Here is an 18,264-nt window from a genome sequence, read left to right as displayed (position 1 = left end):
TCGGTCGGTCGCGAGAGAGCGCTCGTCGGTCGGGGAATCTTCCGTCGTCTCACACGCCTGTTGAGACGACATAGAACCGCTCTGTGTCCGTTCCTGTCGCTGTCTGCTCCGGATCTCCTGTAAGTTGTACATCGAAATTAGTCCTGAGAGAATGGTCTTCGCGGAGCGTGGATAGTTATATATCTGTTAAATTGCAGATGGAAATTCGGGAGACGGGACGGCGAACGCCGTCGTCGCGTCGGCGTCGTCCCATCGGATGCCGAGACGCTGTCGAGGGTTACCGACGCGCGGGAAACGGGTCGTTGAACCCAAGAACTGTCGAAGAGCGACTCCACGGCCGGTTCGCGGACGGCGGTAAGCGCCGCCGAACTAGAAGTTAGTCGGAGGACGCAGAAGCCTGTCGCCGGGTTAGTTCGTCGTTTGTGTCGTCTCGGTCACCGAACGAAGACACCATGTCCACCATGGCGGCGTCGAGACCCGCCTCGCCCCAGTCGGCTTTTCGCGGGACGCGCGCGCGGTAGACTCGCACGTCATCGAACAACTCCCGGAAGACAGAGCGTTCCTTCTGTACGACCTGGTCCAGCGTCTCGACCATGTCTCCGCCTTCGACCAGAGCGTCGTACGCGTGGAAGTACTCTCGGAGTCGCCCGTCCCACTCGAAGTTACAGATGGCGGTGACGCCGGACATCGCCTCCTCGGTCGTTATCTGTTCGACCGAGATGTTGTCCGCGTCCGGCGCCGCTTGGAGGAACACGACGTTGTCGACGGTGGATTCTTCGACGAAGTCCGCACCGGGGTACACCGACGTCACGTCGGTGAAATCTCGGTTGCTGCTGCCGAGAAGGGTGTCATTCAGGAAGGAGATGGCCGTCTCGGGCAGCGAAGCGCCTTTCTCGACCTGTTTGTCGATGAACTCGTGGGCCTCGTGGCGGATGCGGTCTTCCGTCGTGTCGTGTTCGACTTCGATTTCGGGGAACGACCCGATGTTGTACGGCCCGAGGTTCACGCCGAGCGGATAGCCGAGCGCGGACCCGTCCGCGCCGACCCAGAGGCGGTCGTCCGACAGGAACCCGGCGCCCTCCCGCAGTAGCGAAAGGAGCGTGTTCGTCTTGCCGCCGCCCCGCCACGCCGGAAACAGCGTCGTCTGGCCGTCGAGAGAGACGCCGGACGCGTGAATGAGCGCCTGCTGTCGTTCGACCTTCGCCTGCCGAATCTTCAGCTCCATCGGGTAGATCAGGTAGAACGGCTCGAATCCCGGAGTCACGTCGATGTGGTTCCAGCCGGGTTCGACCGCCATGTAATCGTTGCTGTAGACCACGAACTTCTCGCCGGTCCATCCATAGTAATCGTTCGGGTCACCCAAGACGACGTCCGGGTCCACCTCGTCCGTCGTCTCCCGGATGACCATATCCGGTTCGCGGTCGGGCGACCGGACCCGGTAGTGGTCGAACATCTTCCGGAACTGGACGTCGGTTCGGCCGTCCTGTCCGACGACTTCGACCAACAGGTCACCGAAAAAGTCGTAATGATACCGAGTCATGCGTCTCCACTCGCCCCGTGGATAGTGGTCACTTTCCAGTAGTTCATCATGCGTCGGAGTAGAGGTGACGCACATATTGTTATATAACATAAAACATGTCAGGGCAGTCGTTCGAATCCGCAGGTAGAGTCCCTTCTTTACCCACTAGGAGGCGTTTTAGCACGCCTATACCTGTATCTCGATATTGGATATCTCGTCAGTAATAGTATGCATTTCTGTATTTCTGTGTTCGGAGTCATTCACGGTAGGACGGGAGGTAGAACCGCATTAAATCAGTCGCGGTCGGCAGGAGAGCCGGTTCGAATCCCAACCCTCGGTTCGCACGACTCGGTGACAGAACGGCTCTACTCGCCCAACAGGTCGTCGAGGAGTTTCTGTTCTGCGACCCGGAGGTGGCGAGAGAAGGTTGGTTGAGAGACGCCGAGCGAATCTGCGAGTTCGCTCGCCGTCCGGTCGCGCGGCCACTGGAAGTACCCCGAGAAGTAGGCGGTCCGAAGCACCTCGAACTGTCGGCTCGTCAGGTTGTCGCGCACGTTCGCTCGGAACGATTGCGAGGTTTCGGCGGACTTCTCGCTGGTCCGCTTTGCGCTCAGTTCGGTCCCCGGGTACGACTCTTGGAGCGTCTCGACGAACTCGCGGACGTCCGACTGCGGGGGGAGTTCCACGGAGACGTCGAGGGACTGCTCGGAGGACGTGAGACGCTTGACCGCGGCACCCAAATCCGCGAGTCGCGACGGGAGTGTGTCTGCGGACAACTGCGCTTCCACCAGCGTCTCCTCGTCCCGTTCGGCTATCACGCGGACGTCCTCGACGGCCGTCAGCGAAGCGAGAGCGTCGGCGTCCATCTCGGCGTCGACGATCGTCATGTAGACCAACATCGCGCCGGAACTCTGCCGGACGCTCCCTTCGAGGCGTATCTCTCCGCCGACGCTCTGTGAGATACGGTGCAGCGGAGAGTTCGGACTCGTCACGCTGACGTCGAGTTCGATTATCGATTCGGTGTGAAGCGACTCTTTCGCGTCGGCCCCGTTGATGGCGTTGGCCGTCGTGACGCCGAGTTCCTCGAACATCAGTCGGGTCTGTTCGTCGAAGGCGTCCGGTTCCGTCGCGTAGACGGTCAACACGCCGTACCCGAACTCGTGGTACGTGAGGGGGATACTCGCGACGGAGGCGAACTCCCGAGTGAGGGCGTCGCGCCGCCAGCCGTGACGCTGGATGTGCCGACCGACGTTGTCGACGACCGTCGTCTCGCCCTCTCGGGCGGCGACGAGGCTCGGTTCGGTCGAGAACTCCTCGGGGTCGGCGGAGAGACAGTCGAGATAGCCCCGTTCGCTTCCGGCCCACGCGCGCGGGACCATCGTCTCCTCGCCGCGGTCGAGTGCCCCGATCCACGCGAAGGCGATGGACGGACCGTCGACGAGTTGTTCACAGACCGCCTGTTCTATCGCCTCGCGGGTGTCCGCCTCCACGAGGACGCGGTTGACCTCCCGTAGGAGTTCGTTGAACCGGTTGAGACTCGTCAGTTCCTCGTTGCGCCGCGAGAGTTCCTCCTTGCGGCGTTCGAGTTCGACCGACCGGCTCACCCGGTCGAGCGCGGCCTCCGCGTTCGCGGCCAACAGATTCGTCAGGGTGGCCTGCCCCCGCGTCATCCCGTCGGGCGAGGAGACGGTGGCCAACAGGCCGTGTTCGCCGAGCGGAACCGCGACGCTCCCGCCGGACGCTTCATCGGTGTCGTCCGCCGATTCGAGCGCGTCCCACTCGCAGTTCGCGGGGTCGCTCACGTCCAGCGAAACCGACGTGCCGTCGACGAAGCAGTTCCAGAGGGCCCCGTCTCCGGGCCCGATGGTGGGGAGGTCGACCGGACCCCCGCAGGCGACGGGGTCGAGGCGACCCGCCCCCTCGTCGTAGAGGTAGACGACGACCGAATCCAGTTCGAGAATCTCCGTCGCCGTGTCGAACACGATGTCGCCGACGCCGTGCTTCGTGTCCGCGGCGAACAGTTCGTGCGCCGAACTGTTGAGAGCGTGGAGTGTCCGTTCGTAGCGTTTCCTGTCGCTGATGTCGCGGATGACGCCGACCGAACCGTGCGTCCCGTCGGCGAACTGGAGCGCGGAAAAGCGCGTCTCGACGGGGATCAGGTTGCCGTCTGCGGTCCGTAGTTCCACGTCGAGTCGTCCGTCGTCCTGCCCGCCGGTCAGGATGTCTTGGATGACGGTGTCCGCCTCGGCTATGATCGACTCGTCGGCCAGCATCGTCGCGAACGACCCGACGAGTTCCTCGCGCGAGTACCCCGTCATCTCGACGACCGCCTCGTTCACATCCGTGATGCAGAAGTTGTCGTCGAGCGTGTAGATGCCGTCGTCGATGGTCTCTAAGATGCGCTGGTACTGGTCGAGTGACTCGCGCGTCTCGACGGCCTCGGTCACGTCGCGGTATCGGAGTGCGACGCCGTCGTCGAACGGGACCACGCTCACGGTCGCGCGTCGGCCCTCGCCGACTCCCGTCTCGAACTCCTGCGACGTACCGGTGAGAACCGCCTCCCAGCAGTGTCGCTCGACGGGAGAGGGGTCCGAGTGGACGGTCCAAAGAGAGAGACCGTCGGCCGCGGGCCGCGGAACGTCGAACAGATCGTCGAACGCCGCCGTCGAACGCCGCACCCGCCACCGGTGGTCGAGGACGCAGACGGCGTCGCCGAACGCCGAAGCGGTGTCGACTGCGTCCGACGTGTCGAGGGCGTCGGCGACGACGCCCCGCCCACCGGCGACCCACGCCACCTGCCGCGGTAGTCTGTCGCTCGATTCGACGACGCTCGTCGCTCCCGCCCGGTACGCACGCGCAGTCTGTTCTCTGTCTGGGTCCGCGAGAGCGACCACGACGGGCGTCGTCTCGTCGCGTCCGCAGACGGCCTCCGCAGAATCCGCGCTCGTACAGACTAAACAATCGGTTTCGTCGGTCTGGCCCGGTTCAGATTCGGAACCGGGCGGCTGAACGTCGAGAGAAGCGTCGTTCCGCAGAAGGACGCGAACGGTCTCTGCGTGCGAATCGTCGCCGACGAGACTCACTCGAATCTCGGACGACTGCGTAGCAGACCCGGTACTCATGGAGAGAGCCTATCCTCTCACGCGAGATAAGTTGCTAGTAACGAGATATCGCAAAAGTCCCGGATTCTGAACTGTATCCGCGGGGAAGTGTTCACACAACATATAGTAATTCCATACATTCATCTAATTCATAATATTTATTGAGAAGATTGATATATTATGACCGAATTAAGCCAAGTATGTCGGGGAGAGCAGCATACCACGAACCGTCTTCGCAGCCAGGTAACAACCGTATAGAGTGCATTCGAGAGGTAGAAGGGACCGAGCTACCTCCGTCGGTCGTCGAACTGTCCGAGGAGTACGACCGCCGAGTCGGCGAACGGAGCGAGTTCCTCTGGAAGTGGATCCATAACCTGTTCGATGCGTTTACGCTTCCGTGCGTTCCGTCGGAGTCCGTCGAGACGGTGAAGGAGACGAAGACCATCTTTACGATGTTTATCACGGTTCTTGACGACCTCGCGGACCGGCCCAGCGGAGGCGAGACGTTCGAGCAGGCGCGACGGATTCCGTACGCGATCGACGCCGTCGACTACGACGCCCCGGGCGTCGAGACGGAAGTGCTCGAGTTCGCGGAACTGCTCTGGAACCAGGTTAACGACCTATTAACCGAGGCACCGTGCTACAACGAGCACCGCGACGTCTTCCGCTTCGACCTCAGACAGGCCATCAACACGATGGGGTACGCGCAGGTGCTCAGCAAGAACCGCGAGATGACGAACCTCGCCGAGTCCCGTCACTACGGTCCGTTCAACATGGTGATGTTCCCCTACGCGGACATCGACCTGATGTGGACGCCGCGGTTCGCCCGCACCGAACTCGGCAAGCTTCGAAGCCTGCTCTTGGACCTCCAGAAGATGGCCCGCATCGGAAACTGGGTGACCACCTGGGAACGGGAACTCTACGAGGACGACTACACGGCGGGCGTCGTGGTGGAGGCACTCGAACGAGGCATCATCTCCTACGACGACGACCCGGAGACGGCCATCGAGGCGATTCAGAACCACGAGATACGAGAGCAGTTCGAAGCCGAGTGGCAGTCGCGATACTACGAGGCGCTCAGTCACAACTACGACATCGAGAGCTTCGACGTGAACGAGTTGATAGAGGGAATGCGGACGGTCATGGAGCACCACCTCGCGAGTCAGGGTCAAAAGTAACGGACGGCGCGAGCGGCTTCGGGGCTCTCTTCTCGTTCGGTCCGCCGACGCCGCGTCCGAGAGTAACCGCCGAATCCGACTGTCTCTATCCTGCAGTTCAAGTAGGAGGAGTGCAAATCTGCGCTTATGCCCGTTGTCGAAGTGTCGCTCCCCGACGAACTGCTCAGCGAATTCGAACACCTCGTAGACGAGGAGTTCGTAACAGAGGAACAAGCCGTAGAGGAACTGCTCAGTATGGGCATCGACGCGTACAACGTCGACGTCGTCGACGACTCGCCCCCGGGCGACGACTTCATGGAAGGCGCAGAGAACAACCTGTTCGACACCGCGGACGACCCCGGAAACATCGAAGACGACCGCCTCTGAGACGGCGCGACCGTTCTCGTCTTCCGGACGGGACGCCGACCGTTCCGAACGATACCTCCCACCCCGTGACCGAGAGACGAACGGCCGACTCGTCGGGAGCGACGCGCGGAGGCTACTTCTCGAATCAGTTTCGTCTCGCGGACCCGCCCATTTCAGCGAAGACGGCCGAGTCGGTCACTCTTCTAGGTCGACGCGGCAGGTGAACTGTCGGCCGCGGTTGGCCGCGACGTAGCCGTAGACCCGTTCTCCGACGCGCGCGACCGGACCGAGTCCCATCAGCCAGACGACCGGGAAGAACACCCGGTACTGCCGGAGGAGTTCGCGGAACGCGTAGTAGCCCTCGTGTGCCTCGTCGCCGTCGAAGGCGTACATCGCGCTGTCGAAGTCGACTCCGTCTCGGTTCCGGTACTCGTCGGGTGCCGACGACTGCGGAACGAACCGGACGGTGTCGTTCACGTCGAGGATGCGGAACAGGTAGAGACTCCGCATGCAGAAGTAACATCGACCGTCGAAGACGACGTCGAGCGTTCGGTCGCTGACGACGCGCCCGTAGAGTCGGTCCCACGCGACGAACGTCAGGAGAATCGGGTAGGTATCGGCAAACAGGATACCGAAGAGGACGACGACGCTCGTCTGAAAGCCCAAGAGTCCGAGCGCGAAGGGAGTGATGCCGATTCCGGCGAGCACCGCGACGAACAGTCCGAGTTCGACGACGAGCGTTCCGATAGCGGCACCGGTAATTACCGTCGGGTACTCGACGAGTTCCGGTCCGAGGGGGACGTGCCACGGGTACGCGATGTCGCGAACGACGATTACCCGCGAGAGGTGGACGGAGCCGAAGTATCCGGCGTGAAAGCCGCCGAAGGGACCGTCGGGAAACAGTTTGTCGAAGCCGGAACCGAAGTATATCATCGCGATGATGACGAGCGTCCACTTCAGTCCGGGCAGTGGGTACGAGTCGCGTCCCGACACGATGAACGACCGAAGCGAGTCGACCGTCTCGTTTTTCGTCCGCCGGAGCCCGTCTATCGAGAGCGCGTCGGTCTGCGAGTAGACGGTGTACACCAGCAGAAAGTACACCCCGATGAGAAGCGACTGCGCCTCGCCGGACGTGATGTGTATCTGTCTGGCCGCGGCGAGGTGCGCCAACAGCAACGCCCCGACGCCGCCCGTGAACCGTATCCGGTAACCGAACGCAAAGAGGACGAGCAGTCCGATGAGGACCCACTTCTCGACGGTCAAGACGAGTCCCGGCGCGACGGGCGGGAGGGTCCACGCGAACTCCGGCGTCAGGTGGAACGGTACCTCGACGAACCGCTGCCAGTCGTACATTATCGTCTTCCAGACGAGCCAACTGGCGATTATCGCCCGGCCCACGGCCAGGTTTATCGGCGACGAGCGCTCTTCGTCGGCGAAGTAGTTAATGAACATGTCGCGCCTCCAGTGCAGGTTCGGTTTCGGAGACCGTCTCGTTCGATTCGGTGGAATCGTCGTACTCGTAGACCATCTCCTCGGAGTACGAGACGACTTCTGAGCCGTCTTCGGACGTCTCGATGGTCATCTGGTAGAGGCGGATACCGACGAACTCGGAATAGTTCTCCACTAAGCTGGGCGTCCACGTGCTCACGTGTCCGTGAGAGGGGAAGTGAATCATCTGTTGGGGCGGTATCTCGCCGTCCGTCCAGGCGAGTCCGCGTCGGGGATTGTTCCGTTCGAGTTCCGTCCGATACTCCCGAGCGCTGTGTAAGAGGAACTTCGCGGCCTCCCGCCTTTCGTCCTCGGTGAACTCTCCCGTCATCCGGTCGTGTAACAGCGACATCCGGATGCCGTGGAAGGCCAGCGTGGATTTCCCGTCGAACCTGAGTTCGTTCCCCTCTTCGTCGACGACTCGGAACTCGTACTCGATTCGCTCTTCGTCCCACGTATCAGAGAACTTGTGCCACGTCGTGAACGGCGGGACGGTCAACGGGATGACCGTCGTCTGAAAGAGGAACAAGACGACCACGAGACCGACGGTGAACGTTCGTCGGACCGTCCGGTTCCGGTTGTAGTATATCGCCACTCCGGCGACGGCGAAGAAGCCGAAGAATATCAGCGGAAGTATGAACTCCGCGAACGGCCGGAGCAGGTCGACGACCGATTGCAACGCCATCCGTTATAGACGCCTCCGGTAGTCGAGACGTGTCAGCCCTGTGTGCCCGATCATATACTGTGGACACCCGTACAACGTTCTTTATTATTAATCTGCTAACCCCGTAATCAAACCGGTTACTGTAGTCGAAAAGCGAAGGATCGGCAGCTAGCCCGTTATTATTGCCGGCTATCGGCGGAAGAATCGGTCGTACTAGCTCAGACCGCGTCGTCCGGTGTCGCGGGTAAACCGGTGGTCAGGAGTCGAACGCTCGCTGGAACGGGCGGACAGACCGGTCGTCGGGGCGACTCGGCGACGGAGACCGTAGGGTTCGAGTGACCGTCTCTCGACTCGTAACGCTCTTGTCTCGGCGTCACACACCCGATTGCCGTGGAAGTGACCATCCGGTGTTACGGGGGCGTCGCCGAGGCGGTGGGAGAGCAGTCGCTCTCGCGCGTCGTGGAGTCGCCGTCCACCGTCGGTGACGTGATCGCCGGCCTCGCCGCCGAGTTCGAGGAGTTCGACCCCGACGCGTTCCCGGACGGACTGGTGTATCGGGTCAACGGCGGGCGCGCCGACGCGGGAACCGGTCTCGGTGACGGCGACGCGGTCGTCATCTCGGACGCGGTCAGAATGGAGTGACCCCGGAGGACGGCCGCGACACCAGAGTGGAAAACGACCGAAAATCGACACAGAGCACGAAACCGACGATAGCCGTCGCCGATTATTCGGGGTTGACGGGCGCACTCGGAGCCACTCTGACGACGAGAACGACCGACGGACACGACGAACGTCGTCACTTTCGGTACGCAGTCGGGGCACGTAAAAAGGCCGTCCTCGAAATCCGGGTTACTCCTCGTCGTCTTCTTCGGCGTCGCGGATGTCGCCGAGACGACTCACCAAGTCGTCCGTCGAGACGTCCGACTCGACGCTGACGGACCCGTCGTGGTCGTTCTCGTGGACGCTGACGCCCTCGCCCGCGTCGTCTTCGTCGTCGGCCGGTTGCTGCTGCTCTGACTCGTCGTAGCTACCAAAACCCATACGACAACATCGGACGGCACACAAAAAAGCGGTCCGGTACGCGTCGGAGCCCGGGACAGTCAGTCGTCCGCCGGGGTCGGTTGCGTGAGCGACCCGTCCTGCCACGTGCCGCGGCGGTACCAGGCGACGGCTATCAACGCACCGAGGACGTTCGAGACGGTGAACGCGAGCCAGATTCCCGACGACCCGAACTCCTGTGCGCCGAACCACGCGACGGGGAGGCGGATGACGCCGAGCATCAGAATCGAGACGGCCGCCGCGGTGAGCGTCTCGCCCGCGCCGCGGAAACTCCCCGTGTACGACCGCATGATTCCGATGAAGCCGAACGACGGCGCGACGTAGCGGAGGAACGCCGTGCCGACGTCTATGACCGCCGGGTCGGTGGTGAAGACGGCGGTAATCGGCCGCGCGCCGAACCACGCGACGACGCCGAGGAGACTCAACACGACGAACATCACCTTCGCCGCGAAGTTCGCGCTCTGTTCGGCCCGGTGTTCCTTTCCCGCGCCGATGTTCTGTCCGGTCATCGTCTCGACGCCGCGGGCGACGGCTATCGCGGGCAGGAAGATGACCGAGAACACCCGCGTCCCGATGCCGTACGCGGCGACGACGGTGGGCGGGAACATGGCGACGATGAACAAGAGCAGGTTGATAGAGAGCGCTCGTCCGGTCCCCTCGACGGAGGCGGGCGCGCCGATGGCGAACAGTTTCCGCGCGAAAGAGAAGTCCGGGCGCATCTGCGAGAGGCGGATTCGAACGCCGCGGGTACCGCTGAACATGATGGCGAGTCCGACGACGAGAGCCAACGCGCGCGAGAACACCGTCGCGATGGCCGCGCCTTCGATTCCCGACCCGGTGAATCCGGTCATCGAAAGCAGTTGGGACTCGACGCCGCGGAGACCGAGCATGCCGAAAAGCGGGTTGTTCTCGAACCCGAAGATGAGGAACGGGTCGATGAAGATGTTCAGAACCACGGACCCGAACATCACGAGCATCGGCGTGATGGTGTCGCCGTACCCCCGCATCAGCGAGATGAACACGAGGAAGCCGAACATGAAGGGCATCCCGAGCGAGATGACCTCCATGTAGTCCGTCGCGAGGGGGAGCACCGCTTCCGACGCCCCGAGAACGTCGAGGAACGTCTCCACGGCGAAGAAACCGGCGATGCCGAGGAACACCGACCCGACGAGCGTGATGCTCACCGTCTGCGAGGCGGCGTACTCGGCCTCGCTCTCCTCGTCGGCGCCGATGTGCTGGGCGACGAGGACGCTCCCGGCCACGGAGAGGCCCATCCCCAGCGAGATGAGCAGAAACACCATCGGGAAGCCGAAACTGATGGCCGCCAAGGCGTTCGTGCTGTACTGGCCGAGCCAGAACGTGTCCGCGAGGTTGTACGCCGTCTGGAGGAGGTTCGTGACGACGATGGGAAGCGAGAGGTAGAACAGCGGCCACCCGATACCCCCGGTCGTGAGGTCGAACTCCTCGGGCCCCTTGAAGACGCTCCCGAGTCGGTCTCTGAGGCTCATTCGGCCGTCACCACCGTGCTATCTTCGGCGACGACGTGGTCGTCGATGTGCCGGTAGATGACCGCCGCACTCCGTTCGAGCGAGTGACCGGCGGCGACGTGGCGCGTGCGGACGCCCTTCAGGTACGTGGCGACGAGCGACGCCGTCTGGTCCGGGTCCACGTCGGCGCGGAAGGTTCCGTCCTCGACGCCCGCGGCGACTATCGACCGAACCTGCGAGACGAACGCCTCGTCGAACTGTTCGAGTCGCTCTCGGTACGCCTCGTCGTGAGGGGCCTGCGCTTGAATTTCGAGGAGCGCGGTCTGGAAGCCGTCGCTCCGCCGTTCTCCCGGTGCCAGTATCGTCTCGACCAACCACCGGAGGCGTTCGACCGGCGTCTCGCCCTCCGGGTCGGTGATTCGCGCCTCGAACCGGTCGAGGAGGTGTTCGAGAAAGGAGACCAACAGATCGTGTTTCCCGTCGAAGTGGTAGTGCAGCGCCGACTTGCTCAGATCCGACTCGTCGGCGATGTCCTGCATCGTCAACTCCGCGTACCCGCAGGTACGGAGTGCGCTGTGCGTCGCAGTCATGATTTCGTCCGCGGCGTCCGTGGTCATTCTGTATCTGACTGACCGGTTAGTCAGCGTTCGTACTAGCTGACTGGCCGGTCAGTGAAAAGTCTTCTATCTTCGTGGCGAACCGGCCGCGCCGCCTTCGAACAGTCTGCCCCTTCGTCAAGCGTTTTGGTGGCGGCCCGCACACCGGTGACGCATGGACCTACGACTCGACGGAAACGCGGCGTTGGTGACGGCATCGAGTAGCGGACTCGGAAAGGCGGCGGCGCGAGCACTCGCCGCCGAGGGAGCGAACGTGGTGATGAACGGCCGCGACGAGGGCCGGTTGGACGACGCCGTCGCGGACGTCCGCGAGGACGCCGCGGAGGGGGCGTCCGTCGTCGGACAGCCGGGCGATCTGACCGTCCGCGAGGACATCGAGGCGTTGGTGGACCGCACCGTAGAGGAGTTCGGCGGTATCGACCACCTCGTCACCTCCGCGGGCGGGCCGCCCAGCGGACCGTTCCTCGAAACGACCGACGAGGACTGGTACGACGCGTTCGACTTGCTCGTCATGAGCGTCGTCCGCCTCGTCCGCGCCGCGGCGGACCCCCTGCGCGAGGACGGCGGCGGCACCATCGTCAACATCACCTCCCGGAGCGTCAAGGAGGCCATCGACGGACTCGTCCTCTCGAACTCGGTTCGGATGGGCGTCATCGGACTGGAGAAGACGCTCTCGAAGGAGTTGGCCCCCGAGGTTCGCGCCAACGCCGTCCTCCCGGGGTCCCACGAGACGCCGCGCATCGAGGAACTCATAGATCAAGGGGTCGAACGCGGCGACTACGACTCCTACGAGGACGGGTTAGACGACTGGGCCGACGACGTGCCACTCGGTCACATCGGCGACCCGATGGACCTCGGGCGGACCGTCGCGTTCCTCTCGTCTCCGCTCTCGGAGTACGTAGACGGCGTGGCCGTCCCCATCGACGGCGGCGGCGGGGCGTCGAACCTCTGAGCGGCGAGAGCGTCGCGAACCGCCCGTACGTGGCAGTTCCCCGCGACAATTCTTATCCGCCGGTCGACCGAACGCGTACAGAAGGGCTCGCGAGCGAGCCACAACCCCACTCATGAAATCGACGACGGAGACCGTGCCGAACAGCGTTTTGGACACGCTTCCGCTTCAACTCGCCATCCTCGACCCGGACGGGACGATTCTCGACGTGAACGAAACGTGGACCGCGGAGAGTCTCGACGAGAGCGTCGGGGCGTTCGACCCCGTCGGCGAGAACTATCTCGACGTCGCGGCCGCCGGGGACGAGGTCGGACGCGAGGTGGCGGCGGGCCTCCGAGAACTCCTTGCGGGGAAACGCGAGACGTTCGACGCCGAATACCCCTGTCACGGCCGCGCGGAGGGAGAACGCCGGTGGTACCACCTTCGCGCCGCCGCGTTCGAAGAGCGGGGAGAGCGGTACGCGACAGTCATGCACGCCGACGTCACGGAACGTAAACTGGCCCAACTGGCCGCCGAACGGCGCGCGGACGAACTGGCCCGAGAGCGACGACAGCTCTCGCTTCTCAACCAACTCATCCGTCACGACCTGCGGAACGACCTGAACCTCGTCCTCGGCTGGGGCGGACAACTCGAATCGGACGTCACGGGAGACGGCGAGTCCGCTCTGACCCGCGTTCTCGACGCCGCGACGCACGCGTACGAACTCACCGAGACGATTCGCGACGCGATGGAACTGCTCGAACGGTCGGACGCCGAACCCGAACTCCGACCGACGAACCTCGGCGCGGTTCTCAGACGGGAGATGGAGTCGCTCAGGTCGACGCACGAATCCCGGACGACGGACGTCGAGGTGCGCGGCCTCTCGGAGTTGCCCGAGGGCGTGTTCGTTCTCGCGACGCCGCTTCTCGCGTCGCTGTTCGGGAACCTCCTGAGCAACGCCGTCCACCACAACGACGAGAAACGGGTGGTCGTCGAGGTGAGTGTGGAGACGGGCGACGGGACGGCGACCGTCTCCGTGGCGGACAACGGTCCCGGGATTCCCGAAGAGATAGCCTCGGAGATGTTCGACCGAGGGAGTCGCGGACTCGACAGTTCGAGCACCGGACTGGGCCTCTTCCTCGTAGACAGTCTCGTCGACCTCTACGGCGGCCGAATCGGCGTGCGCGATAACCACCCGAAGGGGACGGTGTTCGACGTCGAACTGCCGACCGCGTGAGAGGTGACCCCAGCAGACGAACCGGAACGCGAACGGAACGCGGGCCGAGACGGACGGGTTACTGGACGCCCCGGACCTTGTCGCCGAACTTCTCTTTTACCTTCTCTAGCTTCGGCGGAATCTGGACGGCGCAGTAGGGCTGGTTCGGGTTCTTCTCGTAGTAGTCTTGGTGGTGTTCTTCGGCCTCGTAGAACGTCTCTAGCGGTTCGACTTCGGTGACGATGTCGTCGTAGACGCCGTCGGCTTCGAGTTCCGCGATGGTCTCTTCGGCCGTCCGTCTTTGGTCGTCGTCGCGGTAGAATATCGCAGACCGGTACTGCGACCCCACGTCCGGTCCCTGTTTGTCCTCCGTCGTCGGGTCGTGGATGGCGAAGAAGACGTCGAGCAGTTCCCGGAACGAAATCGTCTCCGGGTCGAACTCGACTTGGACGACTTCGGCGTGTCCGGTCGTCTCCGAACAGACCTCCTCGTAGGAGGGGTTCTCGACGTGGCCGCCCGCGTATCCCGAGGTGACGGACTCGACGCCCGTCAACTCCTTCATCGGCGCTTCGACGCACCAGAAGCATCCGCCCGCCAGCGTGGCGATTTCAGTCTCTGCCATACAGCTACTTCGGTCTCTGCGGCGAAAAGTCCCGCGGCACCGGAAGGTCGGGCGGCGAACGGGACTGCGGGTGGTGACGGACGACAGCGACCGGCGACGACGCCCGCCTCACCAGCCGATGTCGTCCAACGCGTCGAGGAGGAGGTCAACGTCCTCCTCGGTGTTGTAGACGTGTAGCGACGCCCGAACCGCACCCTCGGGGTCGGGAAGTTGTCTGACGACGAAACCGCGCTCTTTCAGCGTCTCGACCGTCCGTTCGGGCGCTTCGACGGTGAACGAGACGAGACCCGACTCCGGCGTCGCCGGACTCAGGAGACGGCCCTCTGGAACGCCCTCGGCGAGTCGCCCCGACAGTTCTCCGACCCGCCGTTCGACGGTGTCGAGTCCCACGTCCTCCATCGTCTCGATGGCCGCCCGAAGCGCCGCGTACGGGGCGAGGTTCGTCGTCCCGACTTCGAACCGGGGCGCACCGCGTTTCAATTCGTACTCCTCGTCGGTCGGAGTCTCGACGCTCCGATAGCCGACGGGGCCCGGATGGAGGTCGTTCGCCACCGACTCCTCGACGTAGAGGAACCCCCCGCCCCAGGTTCCGAGCAGCCACTTGTGTCCGGCGGCGGCGACGGCGTCCGCCCCCCAGTCCGTCACGTCGAGTCGGGCGTGTCCGGGCACCTGCACGGCGTCGACGAGGACGAGTGCCCCGGCGTCGTGCGCGACGTCGACTAACTCCGAGACGGGAAGATGCGTCCCGTAGTTCCAGGTCAGGGCGCTGAGACAGACGAGTTTCGCGTCCCGCACGGCCTCCGCGTACGCCTCGCGGTCGATTCTCCCCTCGGTGCTCTCGACGACGCGAACGTCGACGCCTTCGCGGTCCAGGGCCGTCCACGGCAGGATACCCGCCGGATGCTCCAAATCGGTCCGGACCACCACGTCGCCCGGGTTCCAGTCGATGGCGGACGCGACGCGGTTGATGCCGTCGGCGGTGCTCTGCGTCAGCGCAATCTCCCGTTCGGTCGCGCCGAGGAACTCCGCGACGACGCCTCGTATCTCCTCGTAGGCGTCGAACGCGAACGGGTACGGCCCCTCCTCGGCGTGGGCGTCGAACTCGTGTCGCCGGAGCATCGATTCGGCGGCGGAGACGACCGGTCGCGGACTCGGTCCGCTGGCACCGGTGTTCATGTATCGGACGCGTTCGAGCGTCGGAATCTGCGCTCTGAGGTCTGCGGGCGAGGTCATGGCTCTCCGTTCGGCGGCCTCCGTAATAGGGTTCCGTAGCGGCCGGACCGCAGAAACGCGCCGTCGGCGAGCATCGACGCGGACCGCAGCGCATTTCATGTCGATGATTCAACCATAGGTCGTGCTGCGCTTCGTATCCGCTCTCTGTGATCGCTCGACCGCGCGACGGGGTGCATCCGGGTGATTGAACTCGCGCCCTCGCTTTTCGGAGGAGGGTTGCTCCTCCTCTCGGCCGTCGTCGTCGCGTTCAGCCTCCGGCACGCGGTTCGAGGGCTTCGTCTCGTCACCGCCGACCCGATTTCGTCGGCGTCCGAAACCGGCGACTTCGTCCGCACGTCGGGGTCTGTCGTCACGACGGCGGAACGACTCACCGCGCCGTTCACCGGCACGGCCTGCGTGGCCGTGCAGTTCGACGTCGAAGAGCGAGGAGTCGGATCGTACTACCTCCCGAGTTGGGAGCGAATCGGCGGCGGAGGGGCGATCACCGGGTTCGAGGTCAGGGCCGACGGGCGACAGGTAGCCGTCGACGACGACGCCTCGACGGTCAGCCTCGACCGGTCGTCGTCGGTCACGGTACCGCGGGGCCAACAACCGCCCGACCGCGTCCGAGACTACCTCCAGACGACCGAGGAAGTGACCGCGAGAGGCGCGAGAGTGCCGAAACCGTTGGCCGGACGGTTCTCGTTCGGCGACCGCCGCTATCTGGAGCGTCGATTAGACCCCGGTGACCGCGTCACCGTCTTCGGGCGCGTCGCCGACGGACGCAGACCCGACTGCCATCTCGACCCGTTGGTCGTCTCCGACGCCTCGCCGGGCAGAACCGCGTTCCGCATCGCCCGCCAGTCCGCGACCGGCCTCGCCATCGGCGCCGTCGCCGGTGCGATCGGTCTAGCGGTTCTTCTGCTCTGAACCGCCGTCGGGAGGTGGTATCGCCACTCGCGGTGGTTGAAATTAGGGGCGGACAACAGACACGTTCGCACCAAGTACCCCTACCCGTGCGCCCGACGTCTGATGCCCGAAACCGTAGAAGAATGGTACGTGAGGTTGAATAAAAGTCTTGTGTCGTCGTCTGCCGTTTGTCAGACGAAAACGGGTCGTTCCGCGGTATCAGTTGGCACGGGTTCGGCGCGTGTCCGGGGCGCGTCCATCTGTCGGTCACCCCACACACCGTCCGGTGCCCCACCGTTTAGGGAAATCCCGCACGTCCGAGCAGACGTGACGCTTCAAAACGAGAGTGACACCTTCGACATCGGCGGCGAACTGACGGTCCACCGCCTCGGATTCGGCGCGATGCGCCTCACCGGCGAGAACATCATCGGCAGACCAGACGACGAAGAGGAAGCGAGAGACGTCCTCCAGACGGCGGTCGAACTCGGTATCGACCTCATAGACACCGCCGACTCGTACGGTCCGGGCGTGAGCGAACGACTCATCCGCGAATCGCTCGCGCCGTACCCGGACGACCTCGTCGTGGCGACGAAAGGGGGGCTACTCCGGAACCGCGACGGCGACTGGCTTTCCCACGGCGACCCGGACTACCTCCGCAACGCGCACCTCGCGAGCGTGGACCGACTCGGCGTAGAGGCAATCGACCTCTACCAACTGCACCGACCGGACCCCGACACCGACTTCGAGGAGTCGGTGACGGCGCTCGCGGAACTGAAAGACGAGGGCGCGATACGTCACGTCGGCCTGAGCAACGTCTCCGTAGAGCAGTTGGAGACGGCGCGCGACATCGTCGACATCGCCACCGTGCAGAACCGGTACAACATCGCCGACAGAGAGTCCCGAGACGTTCTCGACGCGTGCGAGGACTACGGCATCGGCTTCATCCCGTGGTCGCCCATCGCGGCCACCGACTTCGAGGACAAGGAGGCCGCGTTGGTCGAGGTGGCGAGCGAACACGACGAAAACGAGTATCAGATCGCACTCGCGTGGTTGCTGCAACAGTCGCCGGTGATGCTTCCGATACCCGGCACCTCGAGCGTCGAACATCTGAAGCAGAACGTCGCGGCGACGCAGGTGGAACTGCGCGACGACGAGATGGCGCGACTGAACGAGTGACGACCGTCGAACGGGCGGTGTGGGCCGACGCGACGTAGCCCCGCCGCGCGTCCACTCGTCGGGCAGTTTTTGTCGGATTCTCGTCTCGGTGCCGACGGCGACGCGTCTCGGAGACGTAGTTACGTCTCGATGAGAGAAACAGAGTTACGTCTCGATGAGATGGTGGGAACGCCCGCCCGTAGGCGGGCGATAGGATGGGATGGGGTTCGATCCGAGGTGGGGGCCTCGGACAGATGGCAGGGAGGCGACGACCCGCCGGAGAGCGCCCAGAGTTCCACAGCGAGTGACCGGGCACGGATGGGGGGACCGTGCGGCCGGGACCCGCGTTCGCCGCGGCACGACCGACGAGGGTGGACGGCGCGATGGGGGGCGCGCCGAACGAATCGGTGGGGTGCTGGGGTGGGATGTGACGGATTCAACCGTCGGCCGTGCCACGCGGTGGGATGGTTCTGGCTCGGATGCGATGACTGACTATCGCGTGCTGGGGTTGGGACGAGAGTCCACGGAACGCGGGCCACTGCGGGCCAACGAACTGGGACGTCCCTCTCCGGCGGGTCTGCTCGTCGTCTCGATGGCGACCGACTGCGTCGTCGTTACCGCCTGCGTGGTCGTCGCGTACGGGCGCGTGCCCTCACCATCGAACATCGCGTCGGCGTCCCGGGAGGGACTCGACGCGAAGCCTACGAACGGTGGTCGTCGCAGTGCCATCGATTAGTAGGATAGACGCTATACCTATAATGCCG

General features: G+C 64.0%; 17 protein-coding genes. 8 read left to right on the top strand and 9 right to left on the bottom strand.

Features of this window, described 5'->3' with window-relative positions:
* Positions 1 to 376 precede the first annotated feature (376 nt).
* Positions 377 to 1,540, bottom strand: coding sequence for a hypothetical protein (locus BM167_RS12950; RefSeq protein ID WP_218153799.1), 1,164 nt, complete (start codon positions 1,538 to 1,540; stop codon positions 377 to 379).
* 344 nt (positions 1,541 to 1,884) lie between these two features.
* On the bottom strand, positions 1,885 to 4,641 hold the full coding sequence (locus tag BM167_RS12945; protein WP_092893149.1) for a bacterio-opsin activator domain-containing protein: 2,757 nt from the start codon (positions 4,639 to 4,641) through the stop codon (positions 1,885 to 1,887).
* A 179-nt stretch (positions 4,642 to 4,820) separates the two neighbouring features.
* Here BM167_RS12945 and BM167_RS12940 point away from each other — a divergent pair, with 179 nt between their 5' ends.
* The gene (locus BM167_RS12940; protein ID WP_092893148.1) at positions 4,821 to 5,798 is read left to right on the top strand and encodes a hypothetical protein; all 978 of its coding nucleotides are present in this window, start codon (positions 4,821 to 4,823) and stop codon (positions 5,796 to 5,798) included.
* Positions 5,799 to 5,924: 126 nt separating this feature from the next.
* Positions 5,925 to 6,164, top strand: a complete 240-nt coding sequence (locus BM167_RS12935; RefSeq protein WP_092893147.1) for a DUF7120 family protein — start codon at positions 5,925 to 5,927, stop codon at positions 6,162 to 6,164.
* Positions 6,165 to 6,338: 174 nt separating this feature from the next.
* Here BM167_RS12935 and BM167_RS12930 read toward each other — a convergent pair whose 3' ends face one another.
* Together BM167_RS12930 and BM167_RS12925 are read right to left on the bottom strand one after the other, a co-directional pair.
* Positions 6,339 to 7,595, bottom strand: coding sequence for a thiol-disulfide oxidoreductase DCC family protein (locus tag BM167_RS12930; RefSeq protein ID WP_092893146.1), 1,257 nt, complete (start codon positions 7,593 to 7,595; stop codon positions 6,339 to 6,341).
* On the bottom strand, positions 7,585 to 8,316 hold the full coding sequence (locus tag BM167_RS12925; RefSeq protein ID WP_092893145.1) for a hypothetical protein: 732 nt from the start codon (positions 8,314 to 8,316) through the stop codon (positions 7,585 to 7,587). The genes BM167_RS12930 and BM167_RS12925 overlap by 11 nt, the downstream gene beginning before the upstream one ends.
* A gap of 369 nt (positions 8,317 to 8,685) precedes the next feature.
* On the opposite strand from BM167_RS12925, the gene BM167_RS12920 reads away from it, so the two are divergent.
* Positions 8,686 to 8,937, top strand: a complete 252-nt coding sequence (locus BM167_RS12920) for a MoaD/ThiS family protein (protein WP_092893144.1) — start codon at positions 8,686 to 8,688, stop codon at positions 8,935 to 8,937.
* Between the two features lie 207 nt (positions 8,938 to 9,144).
* Here BM167_RS12920 and BM167_RS12915 read toward each other — a convergent pair whose 3' ends face one another.
* Genes BM167_RS12915 through BM167_RS12905 form a run of 3 tightly spaced genes read right to left on the bottom strand, consistent with a single transcriptional unit; the run spans position 9,145 to position 11,458 of the window.
* Positions 9,145 to 9,336: a DUF5786 family protein gene (locus tag BM167_RS12915; RefSeq protein WP_092893143.1), complete on the bottom strand. Its 192-nt coding sequence runs from the start codon at positions 9,334 to 9,336 to the stop codon at positions 9,145 to 9,147.
* Between the two features lie 59 nt (positions 9,337 to 9,395).
* On the bottom strand, positions 9,396 to 10,862 hold the full coding sequence (locus tag BM167_RS12910) for an MATE family efflux transporter (RefSeq protein ID WP_092893142.1): 1,467 nt from the start codon (positions 10,860 to 10,862) through the stop codon (positions 9,396 to 9,398).
* Positions 10,859 to 11,458 (bottom strand): TetR/AcrR family transcriptional regulator, encoded by a 600-nt coding sequence (locus tag BM167_RS12905; protein ID WP_092893141.1) that lies wholly within the window; start codon positions 11,456 to 11,458, stop codon positions 10,859 to 10,861. The genes BM167_RS12910 and BM167_RS12905 overlap by 4 nt, the downstream gene beginning before the upstream one ends.
* 154 nt (positions 11,459 to 11,612) lie before the next feature.
* Here BM167_RS12905 and BM167_RS12900 point away from each other — a divergent pair, with 154 nt between their 5' ends.
* Both BM167_RS12900 and BM167_RS12895 read left to right on the top strand, forming a co-directional pair.
* Positions 11,613 to 12,410 carry an SDR family oxidoreductase gene (locus BM167_RS12900; RefSeq protein ID WP_092893140.1) on the top strand — a complete coding sequence of 266 codons (798 nt, stop codon included), beginning with the start codon at positions 11,613 to 11,615 and terminating at the stop codon, positions 12,408 to 12,410.
* Between the two features lie 133 nt (positions 12,411 to 12,543).
* The gene (locus BM167_RS12895; RefSeq protein WP_177213368.1) at positions 12,544 to 13,623 is read left to right on the top strand and encodes a PAS domain-containing sensor histidine kinase; all 1,080 of its coding nucleotides are present in this window, start codon (positions 12,544 to 12,546) and stop codon (positions 13,621 to 13,623) included.
* 58 nt (positions 13,624 to 13,681) lie between these two features.
* Here the strand turns inward: BM167_RS12895 and msrA are convergent, their stop codons facing one another.
* Both msrA and BM167_RS12885 read right to left on the bottom strand, forming a co-directional pair.
* Positions 13,682 to 14,224 (bottom strand): peptide-methionine (S)-S-oxide reductase MsrA, encoded by a 543-nt coding sequence (msrA, locus tag BM167_RS12890; protein WP_092893138.1) that lies wholly within the window; start codon positions 14,222 to 14,224, stop codon positions 13,682 to 13,684.
* Positions 14,225 to 14,332: 108 nt separating this feature from the next.
* Positions 14,333 to 15,457 (bottom strand): aminotransferase class V-fold PLP-dependent enzyme, encoded by a 1,125-nt coding sequence (locus BM167_RS12885; protein ID WP_092893137.1) that lies wholly within the window; start codon positions 15,455 to 15,457, stop codon positions 14,333 to 14,335.
* A gap of 180 nt (positions 15,458 to 15,637) precedes the next feature.
* On the opposite strand from BM167_RS12885, the gene BM167_RS12880 reads away from it, so the two are divergent.
* The 3 genes from BM167_RS12880 to BM167_RS12870 all read left to right on the top strand — a co-directional run bounded on the left by BM167_RS12880 (position 15,638) and on the right by BM167_RS12870 (position 18,236).
* Entirely contained in the window at positions 15,638 to 16,366 is a 729-nt protein-coding gene (locus BM167_RS12880) for a hypothetical protein (protein ID WP_143095506.1), read from the top strand.
* Positions 16,367 to 16,672: 306 nt separating this feature from the next.
* On the top strand, positions 16,673 to 17,521 hold the full coding sequence (locus BM167_RS12875; protein WP_092893135.1) for an aldo/keto reductase: 849 nt from the start codon (positions 16,673 to 16,675) through the stop codon (positions 17,519 to 17,521).
* A 463-nt stretch (positions 17,522 to 17,984) separates the two neighbouring features.
* Positions 17,985 to 18,236, top strand: coding sequence for a hypothetical protein (locus BM167_RS12870; protein WP_143095505.1), 252 nt, complete (start codon positions 17,985 to 17,987; stop codon positions 18,234 to 18,236).
* Positions 18,237 to 18,264 lie beyond the last annotated feature (28 nt).

It is taken from the genome of Halopelagius inordinatus (genome assembly GCF_900113245.1).
GTDB lineage: Archaea > Halobacteriota > Halobacteria > Halobacteriales > Haloferacaceae > Halopelagius > Halopelagius inordinatus.
Note: the sequence above shows the minus strand (reverse complement) of the source record. Positions and strands in the feature narration are given on the sequence as shown.

Coding starts and splice junctions, on each gene's coding strand:
- BM167_RS12950 (WP_218153799.1), bottom strand. CDS start 1,540: ATGACTCGGTATCATTACGACTTTTTCGGTGACCTGTTGGTCGAAGTC.
- BM167_RS12945 (WP_092893149.1), bottom strand. CDS start 4,641: ATGAGTACCGGGTCTGCTACGCAGTCGTCCGAGATTCGAGTGAGTCTC.
- BM167_RS12940 (WP_092893148.1), top strand. CDS start 4,821: ATGTCGGGGAGAGCAGCATACCACGAACCGTCTTCGCAGCCAGGTAAC.
- BM167_RS12935 (WP_092893147.1), top strand. CDS start 5,925: ATGCCCGTTGTCGAAGTGTCGCTCCCCGACGAACTGCTCAGCGAATTC.
- BM167_RS12930 (WP_092893146.1), bottom strand. CDS start 7,595: ATGTTCATTAACTACTTCGCCGACGAAGAGCGCTCGTCGCCGATAAAC.
- BM167_RS12925 (WP_092893145.1), bottom strand. CDS start 8,316: ATGGCGTTGCAATCGGTCGTCGACCTGCTCCGGCCGTTCGCGGAGTTC.
- BM167_RS12915 (WP_092893143.1), bottom strand. CDS start 9,336: ATGGGTTTTGGTAGCTACGACGAGTCAGAGCAGCAGCAACCGGCCGAC.
- BM167_RS12910 (WP_092893142.1), bottom strand. CDS start 10,862: ATGAGCCTCAGAGACCGACTCGGGAGCGTCTTCAAGGGGCCCGAGGAG.
- BM167_RS12905 (WP_092893141.1), bottom strand. CDS start 11,458: ATGACCACGGACGCCGCGGACGAAATCATGACTGCGACGCACAGCGCA.
- BM167_RS12900 (WP_092893140.1), top strand. CDS start 11,613: ATGGACCTACGACTCGACGGAAACGCGGCGTTGGTGACGGCATCGAGT.
- msrA (WP_092893138.1), bottom strand. CDS start 14,224: ATGGCAGAGACTGAAATCGCCACGCTGGCGGGCGGATGCTTCTGGTGC.
- BM167_RS12885 (WP_092893137.1), bottom strand. CDS start 15,457: ATGACCTCGCCCGCAGACCTCAGAGCGCAGATTCCGACGCTCGAACGC.
- BM167_RS12870 (WP_143095505.1), top strand. CDS start 17,985: ATGACTGACTATCGCGTGCTGGGGTTGGGACGAGAGTCCACGGAACGC.